General features: G+C 74.3%; 18 protein-coding genes, 1 other RNA gene and 1 pseudogene. 4 read left to right on the top strand and 16 right to left on the bottom strand.

All coding sequences use genetic code 11. The annotated features are described in order from the left end of the window. Positions 1-7: 7 nt before the first annotated feature. From Sfr03f_RS18710 to Sfr03f_RS18685, 6 genes are all read right to left on the bottom strand, one after another. On the bottom strand, positions 8-1,165 hold the full coding sequence (locus tag Sfr03f_RS18710; protein WP_108955118.1) for a uroporphyrinogen-III synthase: 1,158 nt from the start codon (positions 1,163-1,165) through the stop codon (positions 8-10). Positions 1,166-1,291: 126 nt separating this feature from the next. Then, on the bottom strand, positions 1,292-2,692 hold the full coding sequence (locus Sfr03f_RS18705) for a nitrate/nitrite transporter (protein WP_108955117.1): 1,401 nt from the start codon (positions 2,690-2,692) through the stop codon (positions 1,292-1,294). A 170-nt stretch (positions 2,693-2,862) separates the two neighbouring features. Next, a complete protein-coding gene (locus tag Sfr03f_RS18700; RefSeq protein WP_108955466.1) occupies positions 2,863-4,044 on the bottom strand; it encodes an acyltransferase family protein in 1,182 nt (393 codons plus the stop codon). Then, positions 4,041-6,104: a bifunctional polysaccharide deacetylase/glycosyltransferase family 2 protein gene (locus Sfr03f_RS18695; RefSeq protein ID WP_108955465.1), complete on the bottom strand. Its 2,064-nt coding sequence runs from the start codon at positions 6,102-6,104 to the stop codon at positions 4,041-4,043. The genes Sfr03f_RS18700 and Sfr03f_RS18695 overlap by 4 nt, the downstream gene beginning before the upstream one ends. Positions 6,105-6,732: 628 nt before the next feature. Further along, positions 6,733-7,536: a hypothetical protein gene (locus Sfr03f_RS18690; protein WP_159105675.1), complete on the bottom strand. Its 804-nt coding sequence runs from the start codon at positions 7,534-7,536 to the stop codon at positions 6,733-6,735. 507 nt (positions 7,537-8,043) lie between these two features. Next, positions 8,044-8,967, bottom strand: a complete 924-nt coding sequence (locus Sfr03f_RS18685) for a LysR family transcriptional regulator (RefSeq protein ID WP_108955115.1) — start codon at positions 8,965-8,967, stop codon at positions 8,044-8,046. 221 nt (positions 8,968-9,188) lie between these two features. Here Sfr03f_RS18685 and Sfr03f_RS18680 point away from each other — a divergent pair, with 221 nt between their 5' ends. Next, complete coding sequence (locus tag Sfr03f_RS18680) at positions 9,189-9,797, top strand: DUF6817 domain-containing protein (protein WP_108955114.1); 609 nt, start codon at positions 9,189-9,191, stop codon at positions 9,795-9,797. A 138-nt stretch (positions 9,798-9,935) separates the two neighbouring features. Continuing rightward, positions 9,936-10,079: pseudogene (locus Sfr03f_RS31290) on the top strand (ABC transporter permease); the annotation flags it as partial. A gap of 64 nt (positions 10,080-10,143) precedes the next feature. Here the strand turns inward: Sfr03f_RS31290 and Sfr03f_RS18670 are convergent. The 6 genes from Sfr03f_RS18670 to ftsE form a co-directional block, all read right to left on the bottom strand. Beyond that, complete coding sequence (locus Sfr03f_RS18670) at positions 10,144-10,731, bottom strand: Uma2 family endonuclease (RefSeq protein WP_159105674.1); 588 nt, start codon at positions 10,729-10,731, stop codon at positions 10,144-10,146. A 175-nt stretch (positions 10,732-10,906) separates the two neighbouring features. Further along, positions 10,907-11,309: a transfer-messenger RNA gene (gene ssrA / locus Sfr03f_RS18665) on the bottom strand. Positions 11,310-11,445: 136 nt separating this feature from the next. Next, positions 11,446-11,925, bottom strand: a complete 480-nt coding sequence (gene smpB / locus Sfr03f_RS18660) for an SsrA-binding protein SmpB (RefSeq protein WP_108955112.1) — start codon at positions 11,923-11,925, stop codon at positions 11,446-11,448. A 19-nt stretch (positions 11,926-11,944) separates the two neighbouring features. Next, on the bottom strand, positions 11,945-13,138 hold the full coding sequence (locus Sfr03f_RS18655; protein ID WP_108955111.1) for a S41 family peptidase: 1,194 nt from the start codon (positions 13,136-13,138) through the stop codon (positions 11,945-11,947). Positions 13,139-13,206: 68 nt separating this feature from the next. After that, positions 13,207-14,124, bottom strand: coding sequence for a permease-like cell division protein FtsX (gene ftsX / locus Sfr03f_RS18650; RefSeq protein WP_108955110.1), 918 nt, complete (start codon positions 14,122-14,124; stop codon positions 13,207-13,209). A gap of 31 nt (positions 14,125-14,155) precedes the next feature. Beyond that, positions 14,156-14,845 carry a cell division ATP-binding protein FtsE gene (gene ftsE, locus Sfr03f_RS18645; RefSeq protein WP_108955109.1) on the bottom strand — a complete coding sequence of 230 codons (690 nt, stop codon included), beginning with the start codon at positions 14,843-14,845 and terminating at the stop codon, positions 14,156-14,158. A gap of 279 nt (positions 14,846-15,124) precedes the next feature. Here ftsE and Sfr03f_RS18640 point away from each other — a divergent pair, with 279 nt between their 5' ends. Further along, the gene (locus Sfr03f_RS18640) at positions 15,125-15,304 is read left to right on the top strand and encodes a hypothetical protein (protein ID WP_108955108.1); all 180 of its coding nucleotides are present in this window, start codon (positions 15,125-15,127) and stop codon (positions 15,302-15,304) included. Between the two features lie 134 nt (positions 15,305-15,438). Here Sfr03f_RS18640 and Sfr03f_RS18635 read toward each other — a convergent pair whose 3' ends face one another. The 4 genes from Sfr03f_RS18635 to Sfr03f_RS18620 all read right to left on the bottom strand — a co-directional run bounded on the left by Sfr03f_RS18635 (position 15,439) and on the right by Sfr03f_RS18620 (position 20,672). Further along, positions 15,439-16,182 carry an LPXTG cell wall anchor domain-containing protein gene (locus tag Sfr03f_RS18635; RefSeq protein ID WP_108955107.1) on the bottom strand — a complete coding sequence of 248 codons (744 nt, stop codon included), beginning with the start codon at positions 16,180-16,182 and terminating at the stop codon, positions 15,439-15,441. A 231-nt stretch (positions 16,183-16,413) separates the two neighbouring features. Then, the gene (prfB, locus tag Sfr03f_RS18630) at positions 16,414-17,520 is read right to left on the bottom strand and encodes a peptide chain release factor 2 (protein WP_108955106.1); all 1,107 of its coding nucleotides are present in this window, start codon (positions 17,518-17,520) and stop codon (positions 16,414-16,416) included. 102 nt (positions 17,521-17,622) lie between these two features. Further along, complete coding sequence (locus Sfr03f_RS18625; RefSeq protein ID WP_108955105.1) at positions 17,623-18,873, bottom strand: serine/threonine-protein kinase; 1,251 nt, start codon at positions 18,871-18,873, stop codon at positions 17,623-17,625. An 80-nt stretch (positions 18,874-18,953) separates the two neighbouring features. After that, positions 18,954-20,672 carry a serine/threonine-protein kinase gene (locus Sfr03f_RS18620; protein ID WP_108955104.1) on the bottom strand — a complete coding sequence of 573 codons (1,719 nt, stop codon included), beginning with the start codon at positions 20,670-20,672 and terminating at the stop codon, positions 18,954-18,956. Positions 20,673-21,127: 455 nt separating this feature from the next. Here Sfr03f_RS18620 and Sfr03f_RS18615 point away from each other — a divergent pair, with 455 nt between their 5' ends. Then, positions 21,128-24,526: an FHA domain-containing protein gene (locus tag Sfr03f_RS18615; protein ID WP_108955103.1), complete on the top strand. Its 3,399-nt coding sequence runs from the start codon at positions 21,128-21,130 to the stop codon at positions 24,524-24,526. Positions 24,527-24,783: the final 257 nt, after the last annotated feature.

Below are 24,783 nucleotides of genomic sequence, written 5' to 3'. Positions count from 1 at the left end.
ACCTGGATCAATTCGCGTACTTGGTGTCCGCCGCGGGGTCCAGGGCGAGACGGTAGCCGCGCTTGACGACGGTCTGGATGAGCTTGGGGGCGCCCAGGGCGGTGCGCAGCCGGGCCATCGCGGTCTCCACGGCGTGCTCGTCGCGGCCCGCTCCCGGCAGCGCGCGCAGCAGGTCCGCGCGGGAGACCACCCAGCCGGGGCGGCGGGAGAGCGCGCGCAGCAGCGCCATGCCGGCCGGGGGGACGGGCCGCAGCTCGCCGTCGACCAGGACGGCGTGGCCGCGGATCTCGACGCGGTGCCCGGCGAGCGGCAGGACGCGGGCGCGGGCCGGGAGGTCCTGGCACAGCAGCTGGACCAGCGGGCCGAGCCGGAACCGCTCGGGCTGGACGGTGTCGACGCCGTGGGCGTGCAGCGGCAGCGCGGTGACCGGGCCGACGCATGCCGGCAGCACGTCGTGGGCGAACGCCTCGAGCAGGGCGGGGAGCTGCCCGCGCGCCTCGGCCCGGGCGAGCAGGGACGCGGCGGCGGGCGCGCTGGTGAAGGTGACGGCGTCCAGGGTGCGGGCCAGCGCGGCGTCGAGCAGCCGGTCGACGGGGCCGAGGTCCTCCGGCGGCATCCACCGGTAGACGGGCACCCCGACCACCTCGGCCCCGGCCTCCCGCAGCGCCTCGACGAAGCCGGGCAGCGGTTCGCCGTGCAGCTGGATGCCGACGCGGCGCCCCTCGACGCCCTCGGTCAGCAGCCGGTCGAGGACCTCGGCCATCGACTCCGAGGCGGGCGACCACTCCTCGGTGAGCCCGGCGGCCCGCACGGCGCCCTTGACCTTGGGTCCGCGGGCCAGGATGCGGACGGTGCCGAGGACCTCCAGCAGGTCGCCGCCCAGGCCCCAGCCCTCGGCGGCCTCCACCCAGCCGCGGAAGCCGATGGCGGTGGTGGCGACCACCAGGTCGGGGGCGCGGCGCAGCAGTTCCTTGGTGGCCGCGAGGAGTTCGCCGTCGTCGGAGAGCGGCACGATGCGCAGGGCGGGGGCGTGGACCACGTTCGCCCCGCGGCGCTGGAGGAGCGCGCCGAGCTCCTCGGCGCGGCGGGCCGCCGTCACGCCGACGGTGAAGCCGGCCAGCGGGCCGTGGGCGCCCTCGGGCTGCTGCTGTTCCTGGTCTTCCATCCGGCTCTCGTCCCGCTCTCGTCCCGCTGTCGAGTCCCCGTGGCGCCGCCGACGGGCCGCGCACGGATCCGAGCCTGTCAACGGTGCGTGACAGGCTCGGATCTTCCTCATTTCGGCGCCGTTACGTCACACCTCGGCGTAGCTGAGCTGCGGCTTCGCCTCGCCGTCCACCTGGGTGCCGGCCTCCGTCCGGGCGGAGGCGGCCGGACGCCGAAGGTATACCGCCCAGGTGACGAGGATGCACACCGCGTAGACCGCGAGGAAGGCGAGGAACGCTCCGGTGCCCGAGCCGGAGGTCATGAACGACTGGCGGAACGCCAGGTTGATGCCCACGCCGCCGAGCGCGCCGACCGCGCCGATCAGTCCCATGGAGGCGCCGGAGAGCCGCCGGCCGTAGGCGTCCGCGGCCTCGCCGCGCAGCCCGCGGGCCAGCGCCTTGCGGTGGAAGATGCCCGGGATCATCTTGAACGTCGATCCGTTGCCCAGTCCCGTCAGCACGAACAGCACCACGAAGGCGCAGGTGAACGGGGTGAGCGAGCCGGCCCGGCCGGCCAGCACGAGGACCACGGTGGCGGCGGCCATGGCGGCGAAGTTCCACAGGGTGATGCGCGCCCCGCCGAACCGGTCGGCGAGCCGGCCGCCGACGGGCCGGATCAGCGAGCCGAGCAGCGGGCCGATGAAGGTCACTCCGGCGGCCTCCAGCGGAGTCCTGCCGAACTGGGTCTGCAGCACCATGCCGAAGGCGAAGCTGTACCCGATGAACGAGCCGAAGGTGCCGATGTAGAGGACCGCCATGATCCAGGTGTGGCCGTCCCTGGCCGCGTCGAGGGCCGCGCCGGTGTCGTTGCGGACCGAGGCGATGTTGTCCATGTACCTCCAGGAGAGGGCCGCGGCGACCAGGATCAGCGGGATGTAGACGCCCAGCAGCAGGCGGGGGCCGCCGCCCGCGCCGATGACGGCGAGCGCGGCCAGCTGGATCACCGGCACGCCGATGTTGCCGCCGCCCGCGTTGAGGCCGAGCGCCCAGCCCTTCCTGCGGAGCGGGAAGAAGGCGTTGATGTTGGTCATGCTGGAGGCGAAGTTGCCGCCGCCGACGCCGGCCAGCAGGCCGACCAGGAGGAAGGTGGAGAAGGAGGTTCCCGGCTCCATCACCGTGAAGGCGGCGACGGTGGGGATCAGCAGCATGCTCGCGGAGATCACCGTCCAGTTCCGCCCGCCGAAGACGGCGACCGCGAAGGTGTACGGCACCCGGACGACCGCACCGACCAGGGTGACCATCGAGGTCAGCAGGAACTTGTCGGCCGGGGTCAGGCCGTACTCCGGGCCCATGAAGAGGACCAGCACGGACCAGAGCGTCCAGACGGAGAACCCGATGTGCTCGGAGAGCACGGAGAAGGCGAGGTTCCGCCGGGCGACCCGCTCGCCCTTCTCCTTCCAGAACGTCTCGTCCTCCGGGTCCCAGTGCTCGATCCAGCGACCGGACCTCTTGCTGCCGGACCTCTTGTCCGCGACGGGGGCTGTGCGCATGACGCCTCCACGGTGGCTCACCGACTGACGTCACCGACGCTAGGCAGCGCGCGTTTCGGTCCCCGGCGCGTGCCGGTGACCGCGGTGGAACGTTGCACTCACCTCGCGGGCGCGACGCCTGAGAGGTCCGCGGGCGGGCGAGGGCCGCGGACCTCCCGGGCGCCGGGTCCTCAGGGCACGGCCGAGCGGCGCCGGGTCCGCCCCGTCGGCCAGGGGCGGACCCGGCGGCCCGCCGCGACGTCCTCGACCCAGCCGAAGGCGAGGACGGTGAGGGCCAGCAGCGGCAGCAGCAGGAGGAAGGACCCCGGCAGCGACCACGCGTCGCCCACCCCGAGCAGGCCGAGCAGGGGGAAGGTCAGGGTGATCAGCAGGTTGTGCCAGAGGTACACAGTGACCGCGCGGTTGTTGGCGAGGGTGACCAGGCCGTCCCAGCGCCGCAGCCGCCCGGGCAGTTCCGTCCACACCGGCGCGTACACCAGCAGGACCACCACGAAGCCGAACGACCACAGCGCCTGCGCCGGTGCGATGTCGTTGAGGTCCCAGCGGTCCTCGCCCTGGTGCCCGGAGGCCCACCACAGGCCGAGGGCCATCAGCGTGGAGGCGGCGGAGACGCTGACGTACCGCGGCACCCGGGCGAGTGCCCCGTTCTCGTGGGCGAAGCCGAGGATCCAGCAACCGCCGTAGACGCAGAAGTCCTTGACCGCCTCCCCGGTTTCGCCGGGGATCGCGACGAGTCCCGTGCCGAACACGCCGGTCAGGGCGAGCGGCGCGAGCAGCGTGGGCCAGGGGGCGCGGCGGAAGAGCCGCAGCAGGAGCGGGGAGGCCACCACGAACCACAGGTAGGCGCGGAGGTACCAGAGCGGGCCGGCGCCCTCCATCACCCAGGTCGCGTCCAGCAGCCCGGACTCCGAGCCCACCTGCTCCGGGTAGGGCGGGGCGCCCACCGGCACCAGGTAGTCGAGCATCCCGGCCCAGCCCCACGCCCCCTCGGGGCGCCAGCCGAAGCCGAGGAACAGCACGCCGAGCAGGACCGCGGAGAAGGCCCACAGCGGCGGCAGCAGGCGGCGCACGCGTGACCCGACGACCGTGCGCGCCGAGCCGCCCGGCCGCTGCAGGGACCGCGCGGTCAGCGCGCCGGCCAGGGCGAACATCACGCCCATGGAGGGGAACAGGACCGTCAGCCAGGCCCACCCGAAGACGTGGTAGACCATCACCCGCAGCAGTGCCAGGGCCCGCAGCAGGTCGAGGTAGCGGTCCCGGCCCCCGCCGCGCGGGGCGCCGCCGGACGGCCCGGTCCCGCTGTCCGCGGGGGGCGCCTCGAACGGCGTGGCGTCCGTCGTCCCGGTGCTCATGCCGCCGCCCCCCGTGCGCCCGTGCCGGCCGTGGGCGCCGCCTCGACCGCGCCGGTCCGGCGCAGCTTCTGCCACCGCAGACGTCCGCCGGTCAGCGCCGTGATCCAGGACTGCAGCAGGACCACGTACATCAGCTGCCGGTAGAGGATCTGCTGCAGCGGCAGCGAGACCAGGTGCCGCACGGGTTCCTTGTCCAGCCGGAACGCGTAGGCCGCGCAGACCGCCTGGACGCCCAGCACGCCCAGCCAGGCGCCGACCGTCGCCCCGGTCGGGCCGAACACGAGCCCGTAGACCAGGAACACGTCGAAGAGCGGGGCCAGCAGCGGCGCCAGCACCATGAAGAGCGACACCAGCGGCAGCCCGACCCTGCCGAACCGCCCGGAGGAACCCTTGTCGAGGATCGCGCCGCGGTGCTTCCAGATGGCCTGCATGGTCCCGTACGACCACCGGTAGCGCTGCGACCACAGCTGCTGCACCGACTCGGGCGCCTCGGTCCACGCCCGCGCGTTCTCCGCGTACACGACCCGCCAGCCGTCGCGGTGGATCGCCATGGTGATGTCGGTGTCCTCGGCGAGGGTGTCCTCGCTCATCCCGCCGACCCGCTCCAGCGCGGTGCGCCGGAACGCCCCGACCGCGCCGGGGATGGTCGGCATGCAGCGCAGCACGTCGTACATGCGGCGGTCCAGGTTGAACCCCATCACGTACTCGATGTGCTGCCAGGCCCCGATCAGCGAGTCCCGGTTGCCGACCTTGGCGTTGCCGGCCACCGCCCCGACACCCGGGTCGGCGAACGGCTGGACCAGCTCGCGCACGGTGGCCGCCTCGAAGACGGTGTCGCCGTCCATCATCACGATGATGTCGTGGCTCGCGTGCGCGATGCCGCGGTTGAGCGCGGCGGGCTTGCCGGCGTTGGCCTGCCGGACCACCCGGACGTCCGGCAGGTCCATCGCCTCCACGATGTCGGCGGTGCCGTCGCAGGAGCCGTCGTCGATGACGAGCACCTCGACGGGGTGCTCGCTCTCCATCAGCGAACGGACCGTGTTCTCGATGCACTTGGCCTCGTTGTACGCCGGGACCAGCACCGTCACCGGTTCGGTCACCGGCCGCTCGCCCCACCGGCCGCCGCGTCGGCGCACCCGGCGGACGTGCAGCGCGGACAGCAGCAGCATCAGCGCGAACCGGCCGATGACCAGGGCGCCGATCACCACCAGGCCGGCCACCAGCACGGTGGTGACCGACTCGGAGGCCTGCACCAGCCACACCCATGCCTTGCCCTTCCACAGCTCGGCGCCGAGGACCCGGGTGTGGGCGCTCGGCCCGTCCAGCGCCTCGGAGAGGTTGTGGAACGCGTAGCCCTCGCGCTCGAGCGCGGGGAGCATCCGGTCCAGCGCGGCCACCGTCTGGCTGCGGTCGCCGCCCGAGTCGTGCATCAGCACGATGGCTCCCGCCCCCTGCTGCGGGGTGGCCCGGCGGACGATCTCGTCGACGCCGGGGCGCTTCCAGTCCTCGCTGTCGGTGTTGTTGAGGACGGTCAGGTAGCCGCGTTCCCCGATGTGCCGGGTCACCGGCCAGCTGTTGTCGTCCATGGCGTCGGCGAACGACGAGTACGGCGGTCGGAACAGCGAGGTGCGGATGCCGGCGGCGCCGGCCAGCGCGGTCTGGGTCTGCGACAGCTCCCAGTCGATGCGTTCGGGGCTCTGGTAGGAGAGGTCGGGGTGGTTGAAGGTGTGCACGCCGATCTCGTGGCCCTCGGCCACCATGCGGGCGACGAGGTCGGGGTGCCGGGAGGCCATCGTGCCGGTGACGAAGAAGACGGCGTGGGCGTCGTGCTTCTTGAGCACGTCGAGGACCTTCGGGGTCCACTCGGGGTCCGGGCCGTCGTCGAAGGTCAGCACCAGTCGGCGGTCGGGCACCCGCAGCGTGCCGATGCGGCCGTCGCGGGTGTCCACGACGGGGCCGCCCGACAGGATGTCCTGCGGCACGTCGCCGGTGGCCCCGGGCGGGCGGACGCGGTGGTCGGCGAGGATCTCGCTGTTCACGTACCCGCGGAGCATCAGCATCGCCGACAGGGCGACGAGGATCAGGGACGGCAGCAGGTAGCGCAGGGGGAGGCGGCGGGGCCGCCGCCTCTTCTTCTGCGGCGGCTGTTTCGGCAGGCGGGGCTTCCCGCCGCGGGGGGCGGGGCCGGGTTCGCCGCCGGATATCTCGAGGGCGCCGGGGCCGCCGGGGGCGCTCGCGGCGTCGGCCGGTGGGTGGTACGCCGGCACCGGGCGGGTGGGCGGGTCGCCGTCCGCCCCTCCTGGGCACGGGACGCGGACGGGTGAGCCGGCGCGGGGGCCGGGTGGTGTCGCCATGGTGTGTACGGGGCTTTCTCTGTGCCGGGACGTTGTTGCACGCGACAGGCCTGCGGGGGCTCCGCCTCGCGTCCGTCCGCGGTGCCTGGTCGACGAGCGGCTGCTGCGCTTCCTCGCGGGGCGGCTGACCCGAGGCCGACGGCGCCGCGGTCCTGCCGCCCACCCGTGCCGCTGGGGCGGCACGGGTGGGCGCAGGGCGGCACGTTCTCGCGGGACGGGCGCTCAACGTGACGTGAGCCCTTGGGGAGGGGGCGGGCCCTGGGGATGAACAGTGCTGTCCACCGGGCCCACCCCTGCGCCGCGGTGCGGGTTCCTGTGCGGGGTGGGCGAGGCGTCAGGCCTGGGGGTAGGGGGCGTCCGCGGCCGGAGCCGCGGCGACCGTGGTGGTGTCCCCCGGGGCCGCGCTCTCCGTGGGGTCCGGCACCGGCGGCTCACTCGCCGCGGGCGACGGATCAGGTCCCGCCGTGGGCCCGGGATCGGGCTCCGGCTGATCCCCCGGCCCGGGATCCGGCACCGAACTCGGCTGTGCCGGCGTCGGCTTGGTCCCCCCGCCGCCCGCCCCCCGGACCTCCTCGTCCGCGTCGTCCCCCGCGGCCTTGCGGTCGTCCACCGGCTGCCCGGACGCGCCGCCCGCGGAGGGCGACGCCCCGTCCGTGGCCGCGGACGCGCTCGGCCCCCCGCCGGGCATCCGCGCGGGCGCCCCCGGCTGTCCCGCCCGGTCGGCCGGCAGCGGCCCGGTCACCGCGCTGTCCGCGCCGCTCCCCTGCCCCTGCTCGCGCCCGGGCAACGGCATCCACGGGGCGTTGGAGTTCCCGGACAGCAGCGTCGCCGCGATGACCACCGCGTACACCGCGCAGGCCACCCCGACGCCGATGCCGATGCGCCGGTAGCGCCGGCTGCGGCGGCCGGACTCGTCGACGAACACCGGCCCCTCCGCCGCCTCGCCCGCGCCCGCCACCCCGTTCGGCGGCCCGACCGCCTCGAGCTCCTCCTCGATCTCCCGGCCCACGCCGTCGAGCCGCACGGTGACCTCGTTCGGGTCATGGGTGTGGCCGGCACGGTCCGCGGACTCCCACGGCCGTGACAGCAACGCCGAGCGGCCGGCACGGATGTCCTCGCGCCAATTCCTGAGTTGCACGCACTTCCCCCCAACCAGGGCAGGCGGGCCGGGCAGACGTCCCCGGGTGCATCGGTGCTACCCCGGCCGGAATCGACCCCCTCCGGACCCGCGCCCCTCTATCACACTGCTCCCGGACCAGGAGATTACTGACCTCCCAGGGGGTTGCCGGGCCACTCGAACGACGTTCGATGTCCGAAAACCGCCATACGATCTGCACCGCTTCGCGCCGCCCCGATCAGCAGACGACACCCGCGAACACATCCGGCCTAGTAGCGACAGCATCACGCTCCGTGACGGGCGGCGAACCCGCTCCACGCCCTCCATCCGACCGGAGTCGACCGCCGTTCGAATCTCGTCATCAGGCCGGAACTGGCCTGTGGAAAACGGGCCGCGGACGACCGCACCCGTCACCCGGATCAGCGAAGGACACGACGGCACTCCGGCCACCCCCTCACCCGTTGAGGTGAGAGGGTGCCCTCCGGCGGTCAGGCGATCCGGCGATCTGGCCGTCAGGCGATCTGGCGGTCAGGCGGTCAGCGCCCGGACGACCGTGTCGGCGAAGATCCGCGCCAGTGGCGGCAACGCGTCCCAGCGCCGCACCGCCCAGCCCACCTGCAGCGGCGGCAGCTCGGGTATCGGCACCAGCCGCAGCGGCCCGCCCGCCCCGGTGCCTCCGTCGACGCCCGCGCCGCCGGCACCCGGCTCGCGCATGCCCGGCAGCTCGGGGACCACCGCGTGCCCCAGCCCCAGTTCGGCCAGCAGCAGCGCGGTGTCCCAGTCGGCCACGCTGGTGCCCGGCCCGGCGCGCAGGCCCGACCCGGCGAACGCCACGTCGAGCTGCCCGCCGGAGGTGGAGTTGGGCGGCAGCCGCACCAGGCGGAGGTCGGCGAGGTCCGCGACGCGGACGCTGTCCCGCCCGGCCAGCGGGTCGCCCTCCCGGACCGCGAGCACCCAGGGCAGGTCGATCGCGGGCCGCTGCTCGATGCCGCGGACCGGTTCGCCGATGGTGATCCACGCCAGGTCCAGGTTGCTGGACAGCAGCGCGTCGAAGCAGCGGCGGCTGGAGGTCTCGGTCTGGAACTCCAGGCTGACGCGGGGGTAGCGGTGGCGGAAGTCGACGATGGCGTCGGCCATGAAGTGGCGCACGGTGGTGCCGCCGGTGGTCACCCGGACCGCGCCGCTCTCCCCGTCCACCAGGTCGCCCAGGCGGCGCAGCGCCAGGTCCAGGCCGGCGAGACCGTCGGAGGCGGCGTCCCACAGGATGCGCCCGGCGGCGGTGGGCACCACGCCGCGCGGCTGGCGTTCCAGCAGGCTGACGCGGGTCTCCTTCTCCAGCCGCTTCACGTGCTGGCTCACCGCGGACTGCGTACAGCCCAGTTCGCGGGCCACCGCGCTGAGCGAACCGGCCCGGCACACCGCCACGAACACCCGCAGGTCGTCGAGAGTCACGCGTGACACGCTAGCAACCCCCAAGCGGGCACTGGGACTTGGGAAGCAAACCCAAGGATTGACCTGCCTCGCCCCCAGGCATCACGATCGTGGCGAAGGGCAGCCCCGGGCGGCAACCCGCGCATCCTCCGGCACCCGACCGGTCCACGACGGCCGGCGGGCAGCCTCGTGTACGCGCGCGGGTGCCGACCCGACCCTCCCCGCCGAAAGGACACGCCACCGTGCCCGCTCCCCCACCGGCGGCCGACCGGGCCGTCGTACTGTTACGCCGCCTGGGCGCCGACGCCATCGCCCACCCGGGCGGCACGCTCCTGCAGCACCTGGTCCGGGTCCGCTCGCTGCTCGTGCTCTGGGGCGCGCGGCCCGAGCTGCAGCTGGCGGGGCTGTGCCACGCCGCCTACGGCACCGAGGCGTTCGCCCCGGCCGTGCTGGGCCTGGCCCGGCGTGCGGAACTCGCCCTGGTGATCGGCCCGGAGGCCGAGTCCCTGGTCCACCTCTACGGGGTCTGCGACCGGGCGGCGACCTACCCGACGCTCACCCATCCCTCGGGCCGTTACGTCGAGCGCTTCACCGGCCGGACCCGCTCACTCTCCCTCGCCCAGCGGCGGGACCTGGCGGAACTGATCGCCGCCGACGAGCTCGACCTCGCCTGGGTGGACCCGCTCATCCGCGCCCGACGCGGGGCCGAACTCATGGCGCTCCTGCTGCGGTTGCGCCCCCTGCTCTCCCCCACCGCCTGGCGCACCGCGGACGCGCTCCTCACCGGCCGCCGCGACACCGACCCGGCGGGTCCGGCCGGTCCGGCCGGTCCGGCCTGGCCCGCGGCCTAGGCGGCCCCCGACCGCGCCCGGCCGGGCGGCGACCCGACCCCCGCCCGGCCGGTGCGCTCCCACCCGTGCGCGCTCAGTCCTCCGCACCCCGCGACGCCGGGGCCGTCGTCCCGGGCTTCGTGTTGAGGATGTCGCGGGCCTGCTCGGCCGCGCGGACGATGCTCGCTCCTCGGCACCGGGATCGGCCACAACGGCTGGCTCGCCGTCGCCTGGTGCGCCGGCCTCGCCGTCCTCGGCTACTTCTGGGCCACCGCCAAGTTCAACGCGGATCCCCAGCGATGACCCCGGCCGCACCCAGGGCGGCGCCCCGGGCACCACGCCGGGGGCGCCGCCCTTTCGCCGATGCTCACGCGAACCGTGACGTGTCCAGGAGAAACCCGAGCGGTTCGGGCAACGGCAGAGCCTCACCGAAGTCCGCCTTGCCGTGCGGAGGCCCGTAACTGTCCGCGTCCGGTGCCAGCCGGTACAGCCGGCAGATCCGCTCCTGGCGGTCGATGATCAGGTAGTACGGGATGCGGGCGTCAGCGTAGGCGCGCATCTTGTCCCTGTGGTCCCGCTCCCGAGTGCTCGGTGAGGTCACCTCGATGACCATATGGATCGGCTCACCCTCGACGGGGCTGTACTCGGCCCGACTGTCGCAGAAGGCGTCCTCGTCGGTGACGACGATGTCCGGCTTCAAGCCCGTTCCGGGCCCGATACGCAGACCGGTGCCGCCGGACCAGTAGGTGAGCACATCGTCCGGATCGTTCCGGGCCAGCTGCTTGGTCACCGCGGTGACGATGCGCTCATGTTCCGGCACAGGAGGCGGGGTCAAGGAGATCTGCCCTTCGACGAGCTCGGCACGCCAGCACTCCAGGGCAGGATCACGATCGAGGTGCGCCAACATGGCCCAGGGGTCGACCGGTGCGAAGTACTCGACAGGCTGAGCACTCACGATGCATCCCTTCCGACGGCGTGTGCGTCCTACGCTGGTCGCCGGCGTTCGGCCGGCGCCCGCGGATCCGCGGCGGTCCCCCCTCACGTGGGGCAGCGTACCGCCGGTTGACGGCGACGCGCCGGAACGCACGAAAGCCCCCGACCTTGTCCGGTCGAGGGCCTCGCTCATGGGGTGGTGGAGATGGCGGGAATCGAACCCGCGTCCAACGGTGCGGAACCAGGGCTTCTCCGTGTGCAGTCCGCTTCGCTTTTCTCGGCCCCGGAGATCACGCGGACAAGTCTCCGACGGGCTCAGTCACTGTTTGGTTTCCCTCTTCACCCCGTGACCGGGATCAAGGTTTAGTCCCCTAGCTGATGCCAGGATCCGGGTCGGGAACACCCCCGGGCTGACACTCCCCTAAGTAGAGAGCTGCTTCACGCTACCTGAAGATCAGGCGGCGAGAGCGAGCTGGCTCTGGGAGATATCGCGCTTGGAATTGGCGATTATTTTTTTCGGCCTGTGGTTTACGAGATCATGGCCGCTTCCTCGACACGCTTCCCCTGCTTCGACAGCCGCTGTCGAAACCGATCATCCCCATGTTGTTTTTTCAATCGTCGCCCCCCGCGTGGGGAGGCAAGTGCCATCGTACTGAGCAACGCCGCCGGACGCCACCTTGTTCCCCGCGAGGCGACGCCGACGCGGCGCCGCGAGGAGAGCCAGGTCACGCCGGCGTCACGCCCGCTGCTTGCGGCGCACCGCCGAGATCGCCCGCTCGGTCTCGCGGCGGTCCTGCTTCTCCCGCAGCGTCTGGCGCTTGTCGTACTCCTTCTTGCCCTTCGCCAGTGCGATCTCGACCTTCGCCCGGCCGTCCTTGAAGTACAGGGCGAGCGGCACGATCGTGTGACCGGTCTCCTGCGACTTCGCGGCGAGCTTGTCGATCTCCTCCCGGTGCAGCAGCAGCTTCCGCTTGCGGCGCGCCGAGTGGTTGGTCCAGGTGCCCTGGCTGTACTCGGGCACGTGCACGTTGTGCAGCCACGCCTCGCCGCCGTCGAGCTGGACGAAGCCGTCGACCAGGGACGCCCGCCCCTGGCGCAGCGACTTCACCTCCGTCCCGGTCAGGACCAGTCCGGCCTCGTAGGTGTCGATGACGAGGTAGTCGTGCCGCGCCTTCTTGTTCTGCGCGATGAGCTTGCGCCCTTTTTCCTTGGCCATAGTGCCGCCCATTTTCGCACTACGAGGGGCCCCCGAGGCCAGTCAATACCTTCTCGGCCCGCTGCTCGGCGTTCTGCCCGGCCGCCAGGTCGGGCACGATGCCCTCGCCGTCCACGCCGCGGCCCGAGGGCGTGCGGTAGTGGCCCACGGTCAGCTCGGCCACCGAGCCGCCGGGCAGCTCGGTGGGCATCTGCACGGCGCCCTTGCCGAAGGTGCGGGAGCCGACGACCACCGCGCGCCCCCGGTCCTGCAGGGCCCCGGTGACCATCTCGGCGGCGCTCATGGTCCCGGAGTCGACCAGCACCACCAGGGGACGCGAGGTGCTGCCGCCCCGCTCGGCGTGCAGCGCCCGCTGCTCGCCCCGCAGGTCGTAGGTGGCGACCAGGCCCCCGTCGAGGAAGGCGGAGGCGGCGTCCACGGCCTCGGTGACCAGGCCGCCGGAGTTGCCCCGCAGGTCGAGCAGTATGCCGCCGGGGGACTCCACGGCGGCCGCGCGGACCCTGTCGCCGGCGCCCTTGGTGAAGGCGCTCACCCTGATCAGCGTCGCCCCGCCGGCGGTCCGCCGCACGGTGACCGGGTCGATGGACAGGCGGGCCCGGCGCAGGGTCTCCGTCCACCGCCGCCCGTCGCGCTCGAGGCCGATCCGCAGCGTGCTGCCGGCGTCCTGCGGCTCCTCGCCGGGCGTGGCGCCGCGCAGCCGGGCCAGCACCTCGGTGACCGGCACGCCCGCCGTGGGCCTGCCGTCGACAGCCAGCACCCGGTCCCCGGCGCGCAGCCCGGCCCGGTCGGCGGGCGACCCGTCGCGTACCCGGGTGAGCGTCACGTCGCCGTCCCGCTCCCTGGCCGCCCAGACGCCGATGCCGGTGTAACGGCCGTCCAGCGCCTCCTCGAACTCCTGGTACTCCCCGGGCGTGTACACGGCCCCCCAGCGGTCCCCGCTGCGGCTGACGGCGCGCTCCGCGGCCTCCTCGGGGGACTTGCCGTCGACCAGCGCCTCGGCGGCGGCCTCCCGGGCCGCGTCGGCGGCGTCGCCCCGCGGGGATGCGAGGTCCCCGATCCGGGTGGCGGCCTGCGCCTCGCCCTGCCCGTCGGAGAAGGCCCCCCCGGCCGCGGACGTCACCAGGACGCCCGCGAGGGCCAGCGACGTCAGGGCCGCCCCGCGACGAATGGGGCGGGTGGTGCGGGTCTGACAGAACGGGTCGGGGCCTGACATGAGGGGGAGTCTAGGACAACGCGAGAGGGCCGCAGGGGCGGTTGCCCCTGCGGCCCTCTTGGGATGCGTCACACCTTCAGGTACTTGCGCAGGGCGAAGAAGGCGGCCAGCGCGGGCATCAGGAAGCTGATGGCCAGGATCAGCGGAAGCTTCGTCAGGAGGGCGTCCCAGCCGACGAAGTTGATCAGCGTGAGCCGCTCGGAGAGCGCCATGCCGCTGTCGATGGTGAAGAACCGGCCGAGCACCAGGAAGACGCAGGCGAGCGCGCCGCCGATCAGACCGGCGACCGCGGCCTCCATGATGAACGGCGCCTGGATGTAGAAGCCGGAGGCGCCGACCAGGCGCATGATCCCGGTCTCGCGGCGGCGGCTGAACGCCGAGACGCGCACCGTGTTGACGATCAGCAGCATCGCGACCACCAGCATCACGGCCATCAGCGCCAGCGCGGCCGTGGAGAGCATGCCGAGCATGGTGAAGAGGTTGTCCAGGATGCCCTTCTGGTCCTGCACCGACTGCACGCCCTCACGCCCGTCGAAGGCCGTGGCGATGACCTCGTACTTCTCCGGGTCGGTCAGCTTGATGCGGTAGGACTCCTGCATCTGGTCCGGCGTGAGGGTGGCCGCCAGCGGGGAGTCGCCGAACTGCTCCTTGTAGTGCTTGTACGCGTCGTCCTGCGACTCGTGCACCACGTCGTCGACGATCTTCATCTCGTCGAGGTCGGCGACGATCTGCTTCTTCTGGTCGGCGGTGACGGCGCCCTTGGCGCAGTTCGGGTCCGACTCGGCGTCGCTCTTGTTGCAGAGGAAGATCGAGACGTTGACCTTGTCGTACCAGTAGCCCTTCATGGCGCTCACCTGGTCGCGCAGCAGGATGGCGCCGCCGAGCAGGGTGAGCGAGAGGGCGACGGACACGACGACCGCGAAGGTCATCGTGAGGTTGCGGCGGAGACCCACACGGATCTCCGACATGACGAACTGAAGCCGCATGGCTCTTGTCAGGCCTTTCCGTGGACGGGGATCAGTGCTGGTATCCGTAGACGCCGCGTGCCTGGTCGCGCACGAGGCGGCCCTTCTCCAGCTCGATGACGCGCTTGCGCATCTGGTCCACGATGTTCTGGTCGTGCGTCGCCATGACCACGGTGGTGCCCGTCCGGTTGATCCGGTCGAGCAGCTTCATGATGCCGACGGAGGTCTGCGGGTCCAGGTTGCCGGTGGGCTCGTCGCAGATGAGCAGCTTGGGCCGGTTGACGAAGGCCCTGGCGATCGCCACACGCTGCTGCTCACCGCCGGACAGCTCGCCCGGCATGCGGTCCTCCTTGCCGCCCAGACCGACCAGGTCGAGCACCTGGGGGACGGACTTGCGGATCTCGCCGCGGGACTTGCCGATCACCTCCTGTGCGAAGGCGACGTTCTCGCCGACCGTCTTGTTCGGCAGGAGACGGAAGTCCTGGAACACGTTCCCCAGCTGGCGGCGCATCTGGGGCACCTTCCAGTTGGAAAGCCGTGCGAGGTCCTTGCCCAGCACGTGGACCTGTCCCTGGGTGGCCCGCTCCTCGCGGAGGATCAGCCTCAGGAAGGTGGACTTTCCGGAGCCTGAGGAGCCCACCAGGAACACGAACTCGCCGCGCTCGACCTCGAGGGTGATGTCCCTCAGGGCGGGGCGGTTCTGCTTGGGGTAGACCTTGGTGACGTTGTCGAATCGGATCACGGAAACACCACGAGTCGCCGGGGGTAGATGTGCGTGACCATACGCGAATGCGGGTACCGGCCGCAGTCGCCGGACCTGGTTGCGCGCACCTTGCCCCTTTTGTCGTCGCATTGGTGGGGGTACCTCCCCCGCGCCGGGCCGGGGCGGGGAAGGTTTGTGGAGGGGATGCGGGGGTAGTGGCAGCGCCCTCTCGCCCCGGACCTGGCACAGTGGAAGAGGGAACAGCATCGTTCCCGTGAACGTTGGGCAAGGCGGAAGCGGTGCGAGGAGGGCGAGCGCATGACCTATGACCGATTGGTGTGCGCCAACTGCGCGGCGCCGGTCGCCGAGGGGCGCTGCCCTGTCTGCCGCGCCAACCGCGAGCGGATGCAGCAGCAGCCGTTCGGCGGACTGACGCCGGGGGCGCTGCTGGTCCTCCTGGTGGTGCTGGCCACGGCGGCGGCCCTGCTGGCGCGCTGAGAGGGCCTGCGGGGCCCTGTGCGCCCGGCGTGAGCGGGACGTTCCCTGGAGCGGACGACAAGGGGCGGGGCGGGACGGCTGGTGCCGTCCCGCCCCGCCCTTCGTTCGTCAGCCCGTCAGGCCGGCCGGTCCGCTCAGGCGGCGGCGCCGCCGCGGCCCTCCATCAGGCGCGGGAGGAACCGGAAGCCGATGCCGCCGGCGATCATCGTCGCGGCGCCGATCAGCAGGAACGAGGTCTCCGCGGCGCCGGTCTCGGCGAGCTCGTCGCCGCCGCCCTGCGGGGTGGTGGAGTCGGAGCCGGTGTCGACGAGGTTGCCGTCGCCGCCCTGGGGCTCCTCGCCGCCGGTGTTGGGGCCGGGACCCTCGGGGCCGCCGTTGCCGCCACCGTTGCCGTTGCCGCCGCCGTTGCCACCGTTACCGCCACCGTTGCCGTTGCCGCCGTCACCGCCGCCGACATCGCCACCGCCGACGTCACCGCCGCCCACGTCGCCACCGCCGACGTCACCGCCACCGACATCGCCGCCGCCCACGTCGCCACCGCCGACGTCACCGCCACCGACGTCGCCGCCGCCCACGTCGCCACCGCCGACGTCGCCGCCACCGACGTCGCCACCGCCGTCGCCGCCGGCGATCACGCCCGCGATCACGCCGCCGTCGTCACCGCCATCACCGCCCGCGATGACACCGCCGACGTCACCGCCGCCGGCGTCGCCACCACCGTTGTCACCACCCTCGGAGGTGCCGCCGTCGGTGTCCTGGGTGACGACCTCGTCGTTGCCGATGGCCGAGGCCACACCCGCCGCCGTCAGCGACGCGCCGGCCGCTATCACGGCACCCGCGGCGATCCGCGCGATGCGGACCCGTGTCTTTCTGCTCATGTGTCTGCTACCCCCAGTAGCTGTAGTCAGGGAGGCGGCGTCCTGGGGGTGGTGATCGACGGGGGGCCGGTCTCGGCCGCCCCCCGGTTCACATGCGCCCCCGTCAACGCACGCCAAACCTAACCCTTCCGATAATCCAAAGGATCGTCAAGTTACTTCACGGCACGTGCACAAAACGACAACTGCCGCCCTGAAGGCGGCAGTTGTCGACAAACGCGGAGGGCTCGGGGGTTACTTCTCCTGCTGCTTGCGCCAGCGGATGCCCGCCTCGAGGAATCCGTCGATCTCACCGTCCAGGACGGCCTGCGGGTTGCCGACCTCGAACTCCGTCCGGAGGTCCTTGACCATCTGGTACGGGTGCAGGACGTACGACCGCATCTGGTTGCCCCAGCTGTTGCCGCTGTCGCCCTTGAGGGCGTCCATCTTGGCCTGCTCCTCCTGGCGGCGCCGCTCGAGCAGCTTGGCCTGGAGGACGTTCATCGCCGTCGCCTTGTTCTGGATCTGCGACCGCTCGTTCTGGCAGGAGACGACGATGCCGGTCGGGATGTGGGTCAGGCGGACCGCGGAGTCGGTCGTGTTGACGCCCTGGCCGCCGGGGCCGGAGGAGCGGTAGACGTCGACGCGGAGCTCGGACTCGTCGATCTCGATGTGGTCGGTCTGCTCCACGACCGGCAGCACCTCGACGCCCGCGAAGGAGGTCTGGCGGCGGCCCTGGTTGTCGAACGGGGAGATGCGCACCAGGCGGTGGGTGCCCTGCTCGACGGAGAGGTTGCCGTAGGCGTACGGGACCTGGACGGCGAAGGTGGTCGACTTGATGCCGGCCTCCTCCGCGTAGGAGGTCTCGTAGATCTCCGTCTTGTAGCCGTGGCGCTCGGCCCAGCGCAGGTACATGCGCTGGAGCTGCTCGGCGAAGTCCGCGGCGTCGACGCCGCCGGCCTCGGCACGGATGTTGACCAGCGCCTCACGGGAGTCGTACTCGCCGGAGAGGAGGGTACGGACCTCCATCTCGTCGAGCGCCTTCCTCACCGCGACCAGCTCGGCCTCGGCCTCCGCCTTGGTGTCCGGGTCGTCCTCCTCCTCGGCCATCTCGAAGAGGACGGACAGGTCGTCGATCCGGCCGCGCAGCGCCTCGGCCTTGCGGACCTCGGCCTGGAGGTGCGAGAGCTTGCTGGTGATCTTCTGCGCCTCGTCCGGGTTGTCCCAGAGGGAGGGCGCGGCCGCCTGCTCCTCGAGCACGGCGATGTCTGCCCTCAGCTTGTCGAGGTCCAGGACGGCCTCGATCGACTCCATGGTCGAGGAGAGGGACTTCAGCTCTTCGGATACATCGACGACTGCCACGCCCTCCAGCGTAACGGCTCCGCCCGGCGGCCAGGGCCACACCCCTGTACCCGGGGCGGCCCGGGCCCGGCGGCGCCCCGGCCGACGCCGCCCCCGCTGCCGTCAGGGAGCCGCCGAGGAGGCGCCCGGGCCGGGCGGGGCGGAAGGGTTCCCGGAAGGTGCGGCGAGCCACCAGGCGGTGGCCGCCGCCGCGGCCGCGACCGCCAGTCCCGCCGCGGTGACGGCACGCCGCCGCGCGGCCGCGGGCCGGTTGCGGGCCGAGCCCGGCCGCGGCGCCCCGGCGGCCCTCGGCGCCCGCGCCGTCCCCAGCGCGCCGCCGGCCAGCTCGTCCGGCTCCGGCACCCGCATCGAGGTGTGGGTGTCCCGGTTGGAGTCCGGCCGCGATCCCCGCACCAGCGGCACGGCCCCGCGCCGGGAGGCGGCGGGAGGCGCGACGCGGTCCGCGTCGGCCGGGTCGCCCGGGAGCGGGCCCTGCGGGGCCTCCGGCTCCTCCTCCGGGTCGACGTCCTCGACGTCCAGCGCGGGCATCCCGGCCAGCAGCGGCAGCACCTCGCGCAGCCGCTCGGCCAGCTCGGCGGCCCGCAGCCGCGAGGCCGGCGCCTTCGACAGGCACTGGGCGATCAGCCGCCACAGCTCCTCGGGGATCCCCGGCAGCGGCACCACCGTCTCGGTCACGTGCCGCCGCAGCACCGCCCCGGGGTGGCCCCCGCCGAACGGCGTGAACCCGGCCAGCAGCTCGTAGAGCACGGTGGCCAGGGCGTAGATGTCGACCGAGGCGCGCGGCGGCAGCCCTTCGACGATCTCGGGGGCCAGGTAGTCCGGAGTTCCGATGATCTTGGTGGCGCGGCTGCGCCGCGGCACGTCGATCAGCTTGGCGACCCCGAAGTCGGTCAGCAGCGCCGGGTGGGAGTTGCCGGGGCCCAGCGGGCCGTCCATGTCCAGCAGGACGTTCTCCGGCTTGACGTCCCGGTGCACCACCCCGGCGGCGTGCGCCGCGGCCAGCGCGTCGGCGACGTCCGCGACGACGGCCACCGCCGCCTCCGGCGCGAGACGGCGCTCGCGCTCCAGGCGGGTGCGCAGGTCGGTGCCGCGCACCAGGTCCATCACCAGGGCGAGGTTGCTGCCGTCGACGACCAGGTCGCGCACCGAGACGATCCGCGGGTGCTCGAGCCCGAGCAGCGCGGTCCGCTCGCCGACGAAGCGGCCGACCAGCTCCTCGTCCGAGGACAGGTCCTCGCGCAGGAGCTTGATCGCCACGGGCCCGTCGGGCCCCTCACCGAGCCACACCGTGCCGGCGCTGCCCCGTCCGAGGATCTGGTGGGCGGTGTACCGGCTGCCGATCTTCCGTGCCAAGAGAGCTCCTGTGAACGCGTGTTGGTGCAAACCTACGCGCCCGCCGGGCCCTCCCTCACGGCAGCCGGTGAATTCACCCGTTACGGCAGGGCGTCCTGCGCGTCCCCGACGCCCTTCTGCACGTCCTCGACGCCGTTCTGCACGTCCTTGGCGGTGTCTCCGATGCTGGTGAACCAGTCGGAGATGTCGCCCATCCAGGTGGTCAGCTGGTCCCACCAGCCCTTGGTGGTGCCGATCCAGTCCTGCAGCGGCGTCAGCTCCCAGACCAGCCAGCCGGCCACGAAGAAGACCACGATCATGATCAGGCAGCCCTTGAGGCAGCCCAGGCCGGGGATGCGGACCGGGTTGGCGCTGCGGCGCCGCTCGCGCGGGGCGGCGGGCGGCTGCTGCGGCGGGGCCGCGTAGCGCTGCGGCTGGGGCTGGACCGGACGCGGCGCGGGCCGCTGGACCGGCCGCGGCGCCGGACGCTGCACCGGCTGCTGGTGCTGCGGCGGGTAGCCGTAACTCTGCTGCTGGGAGCGCGGCGGCTGCTGCGGACGCGGGGCGACCTGCCGCTGCGGCCGGCGACGGCGCAGCGGGTCCCCCGAGTCGTCGGGGTCGAGGTACTGCTGGACCTGGGTCTGCTCGTTGCGCTCGCGGGCGGCGCTGAGCTGGGTCTGCCAGGGGTGCGGCTGCTCGGGGCCCGCGTCCGCGCCCTGCGGCGGCATCATCTGCGTCGGGTCGGCGTCGCCGCCCTGGCCGCCCTGCGGGTGCCGCATCACCGTGGTGGCGGCGTTGGGGTCGTACGCGCCGCCCTGGCCGAAACCGCCCTGGCCCGGACCGTGCGGGAGGACCTGGGTGGGCTCGGACGCCCCGGCGGGCTCCGGCGTGCCGGGCACCGGCGCGGGGGCCGGGTCGGGCGCGAGCAGGGCCGCGACGTTGTCGGCGGCCACGATCTGCGCCGAGCTCGCCCGCAGGCCCACGCCGTCGGCGACCACGCGCAGCGCGCGGGCCAGGCTGACCGCGCTCGGGCGCTCGTCGGGGTTCTTGCGCAGGCAGCGCTCGATGACCGTCCACAGCGGCTCGGGCAGCGTGGAGGGACGGCGCGGCTCGGCGTTGAGGTGCTGCTGGAGCACCTCGAGCGCGCTGCCGCCGCCGAACGGCGGGCGGCCGGTGACCAGCTCGTAGAGCAGGATGCCGGCGCCGTAGATGTCCACGGCGGAGGTCTGCGGGCGGCCCTCGGCGGACTCCGGGGCCACGTAGGACGGCGTGCCGACGAACTCGCTGGTGCGGGTCAGGCCCGGGGAGTCGGCGAGCCGGGCGATGCCGAAGTCGGTCAGCATCGGGTGCAGCTCGCCGCCGGTCTGGCGCAGCAGGACGTTGGCGGGCTTCAGGTCACGGTGCACCACGCCGTCCGCGTGGCTGGCGGCCAGCGCGTCGGCGATCTGCGCCGTGAGCAGGGCGGCGGCGACCGGGCTGAAGGGGCCGTTCTCCCGCAGGTAGCGGTGCAGGTCGGGGCCCTCGATCAGGTCCATCACCAGGGCGAGCAGGTCGCCCTCGACTACCAGGTCGCGGACCCGGACGATGTTGTCGTGGGTGAGCCGGAGCAGGACGGAGCGCTCCCGGAGGAAGCGCATCACCACGTCCGGGTCGTTCGCCAGCTCCTCCTTGAGGACCTTGATGGCGACGGTCTCACCGGGCTGCCCGGCGACGGCGGCCTCGGCCCCCGCGGTCTCCCGCTGGCGGGCACGCCAGACGGTGCCCGTGGCGCCGCGTCCGATCGGCTCCTCGAGCAGGTACTTGCTGCCTACCGGCCGCACGTCATGCGCTCCCTGCTGGTCGTGATCACTCGCACCGGCCCTGACGTCCGGTCCCGCCCACTGTAGTGCCGTGGGGGCCGGTGACGGCGGTCGTCGGCGTGCCCGGATCCGTCTCGGTCCGGACACGGCCGGTGAGGCGTGCCGGGTGGGGCCCGCCGTGCGGGGCGCGGTGGGGCTCCCCGAAGAAAAGACGTGCATCCCGGTCGCTTGGTTTCCGGGAGCGAGCGTTATCAGTCATGAACAGGTGTTGAATGGGCCACTTTCCAGGGCAGAGGTGACCAATCAAGATCACTTGAGGGTGGCCCGCGGGCGCGGGGCGCGTCCCGGGTGCGAGGATGCACCCTGCTACAGCTACAGGCCGACGTGCTCTGCGGGCGGTTGGGGACGGCACGGTGGGGGACCCGGGGCGTCGACCACTCCCACGGGCGCCCGAGCGGAAGGGATCGCTGACGGCGATGCAGATCCGGCTGACCGTCGTAGACCCGCTGAACCCGACCGCCGCGAGCCGCGACGTGCTGGTCACCGCCCCCGCCGGCACCACGCTGGCGGCCGTGGCGGCGGACCTGGCCACGGCGGTTCCCGGCGGGGACGGAGGCGGGGCCGCCCTGTACGCCGGGGCCGAGCGGCTGGACCCGCTGCGCCGGGTGCTGGGCGAGCCCCCCTTGGTGGACGGCGCGGTGGTGTCGGTGGGCCTCCCCGCCGACCCCGACGGCCACCTCGGCGGGGAGGACGGCACCGGGCCGGCCGCGGTCGCCGAGCTGCACGTGGTCGCCGGTCCCGACGCGGGCGGCGTCCACCTGCTGCACGGGGGCCGGGTCACCGTCGGCCGCTCCGCCGACGCCGAGATCCCGCTCGACGACCCGGACGTCTCCCGCACGCACTGCGCGGTCACCGTCGCCCCGGACGGCTCGGTGACCGTGGCCGACCTGCGCTCCACCAACGGCACGCGGCTCGACGGCCGGGTCCTGGACTCCGGACCGGTCCCGCTGGTGCCGGGTGCGCTGCTGCGGGTCGGGGAGTCCACGCTGCGGCTCGCCCTGCCCGCCTCCCCGCCGCCCTCGCCGGTGACGCCGGACGGGGAGGGGTGCCTCCGTCTGTCCGTGGACCCCGGCGGGCGGGGTCCCGGCGGGGTCCACGGCGAGCGGGGTTCGGCGGCGGGCTCCGGAGCCGCCGGTGGGGCCGGGGCTGCCGGTGGGGCCGGGGGCGCGGGTGCGCCCGGGGCTGCCGATGGGACCCACGGCGCTCCGGACGCCGCCCGGTCCGACCGCCCCACGGGGGCGCACGGCCCGCATGGGGCGCACGTGACGCAGGGGGCCTGGGGCAGGCAAGGAGGCTGGGTCCGGCAGGACGGCTGGGACGCCCGGGAGACCCGGGGCGGCGGGACCGCCCGGGGGGCCCTCGGCGTCGGCCCGGCCGGGGAGACCCCCGGCGCGCCGGGCGGCGAGGACGCGTTCCCCGGGACCTCCGCCGGGTGGGCCGCCGCGAGCCCGGGCGGTGCCGTCCGGGCCGACGCGCCCACGGCGGACGTGCCCGCGGCCGACGGCCCCACCGGCGCCGCGTACGGCGGGGCGCCCGGCGTCCACCCGGCCGCGTACGGCGGGGCGCCCGCGTCACGCGACCAGGGCGTCGCGCACCGGCCCGGCGCCCCCGCGGCGCCCGGTGAGGCCGGGGAACCCGCCCGGCGGCGGGGCATAACGGCGTGGGCCCGGCGGCTGACCACCGGCCGGACCGGCGGCGAGCGCACCGACGCCGCCTCCTGCGGACCGACCGCGCACACCGACGGCTGGGCCACCGTCCCGCGCCGGCCCGATACCTGGCCGGACCCGGCCGAGCTGCTGCTCACCGCGCTCGGCCCCGGCCCGCGCCTGTGGGAGCGCGACCACGACCACCCCGAGGCGCTCACCGTCCGCCTCGGCACGGCCGACCGGCCGTCCCCCGACGGCGAGGGCCTGCTGCCCGCCGTGCCGGTGACCGCCGCCCTGCGCGAGGCCGGGTCGCTGGGTCTCGCGGGGCCCCGGCCCCGGCTGGCCGGGCTGGCCCGCTCGGTGCTGGCGCAGCTGGCCGCGCTGCACTCCCCGGACACGCTGGAGATCGTGCTGATCAGCGCGGACCGCTCCCGCCCCCTGGAGGAGCGGACCGCGGAGTGGGCCTGGCTCGGCCTGCTCCCCCACGTGCGGCCCACCCAGGGCCAGGACTGCCGGCTGCTGCTGGCGCACGACCGCGACCAGGCCGCCGCCCGGACCGAGGAACTGCTGCGCCGGGTCGCCGACTCCGCGGCCGCGCCCTCGCCCGCCCCCGGCGGCCCGGCCGCGCCGCGTCCCGGCGGCCTGCGTTCCACCGTGCTGGTGGTCGACGGCGACCCCGGCGGCGCGGACGTGCGGGACGCGGTGTCCCGGCTCGCGCTGAACGGTCCGCGGGCCGGCGTCCACGTGCTGTGCCTGGCGGAGACCGCCCCGGCCTCCCCCGCCTCCCCGGTGACCGAGACGTACGAGACGGCCTGCTCCCTGGTCCCCGCCTTCCGCGCCTGCGGGGCGGTGGCGCTGCTCAGCGGCGACGTCGCCACGGCGCTGCGGCTGCTGCGGGTGGCGCCGGTGGCCGGTGTCCCGGCGCCGCGCTCGGGCCCCGGTTCCGCCGCCCCGGCCGGGCCGGTGCTGCCGCGGACCGCGCCGGTGGGCCACGGGACGGTGGGCGCGGTCGACGCGGTCTCGCCGGCGTGGGCCGAGCGGTTCGCCCGCGCGCTGGCCCCGCTCCGGGCCGACGCGCCGCCGTCCCCGTCGTCGAGGGCGGCGGGCCCGCGGGGGCCGCAGAGCGGGCCGTCGCAGCCGCTGCCCGACGCGGCGCGGCTGCTCGACGAGCTGGGCCTGGCCCGCGCCACCCCGTCGTCGCTGCTGGCCCGCTGGGCCGACGCCGCGGACGACCCGGACTCCCCCGGCGGCCGCGCGGTGGCCGTCCTGGGCGCGGGTCCGCACGGGCCGGTCGCCGTGGACCTCGCGGCCGAGGGCCCGCACCTGCTGGTCGAGGGTTCCGGCGGCAGCGGGCGCACGGAGCTGCTGCGGGCCGTGGTCGCCTCGCTGGCGTCCGCGGAACGGCCGGAACGGCTGGCGGTGCTGCTGGTGGACGGTTCGGCGTCGCCGCGCGCCCAGGGGCTGGAGCCGTGCGCCGAGATCCCGCACGTCACGGGTCGGCTGGTCGCCAACGATCCGCTGGTCATGCGGGAGTTCGCGCAGTCGCTCACCGCGGAGCTGAAGCGGCGCGGTGAGGTGCTGGGGCTGATGGACTTCGCCTCCTGGCACGCGGGCCGGATGCCGGCGCGGATCGTGCCGCAGCGGGGGTCCGCGGCGGCGGGACCGGCCGAGCCGGTGGCGATGCCGCGGCTGGTGGTCGTGGTGGACGACCTGGACGCGCTGCTGCACCCGGCCCTCGGGGCGCCGGGGCGGCCGTCCGCGGGCTCGGTGGTGCGGGCGCTGGAGGCGGTGGCGCGGGACGGCGAGCGGCTGGGCGTCCACCTGGTCGCGGCGGCGGTGTCCGCGGAGGGGTCGGAGCCGGGGCGTCAGGCGTCCCTGCGCGTCCTGCTCGACGACGGCGCGCCGACGGGGCGCGGCCGTCTCCTCGCCTCCGGGGGGTCGGTCACGCCGTTCCAGGGCGGCCGGGTGACGGGGCGTATCCCCCGCACGGCCACGCTCCGCCCCACGGTCCAGCCGCTGGACTGGTCACGGATGGGCGATCCCCCCACCCGCCGTCCCGTCCGTGAACTCGGCAACGGCCCCACCGACCTCGCCCTCCTCACCAGCGCCCTCACCCGGGCCGCCGCCCAGCACCCCAGCTCGACGGTCCCCTCCGCCGCCGCCCGGTAGCACCACCGTGCCGGCCCGCGCGGCCTCACCGCGCCCGCCCCGCGGGTCCCGCACCGCCCGTCGGCCCGGCGGCGCGGTTGCCGCCCCGGGGCGGCGGGGGAAGAATCCGGGTGGAGGTCCCGCGCCGGGCGTACTCCCGGGCGTCACGGCCCGCGCCCGGGCCCGTCGGCGCGGCGGAAAGTAACGGCGCGGCAACGATCGGGCCCGACACGCCCACCCGGCCGAGGCGACGTCGGCGACGCGCGCGTAACCCGGAC

Origin of the sequence: Streptomyces fragilis, assembly GCF_003112515.1 — a bacterium.
GTDB lineage: Bacteria > Actinomycetota > Actinomycetes > Streptomycetales > Streptomycetaceae > Streptomyces > Streptomyces fragilis.
The sequence above is the reverse complement of the archived record's forward strand: the minus strand, read 5'-3'. Positions and strand labels throughout refer to the sequence as shown.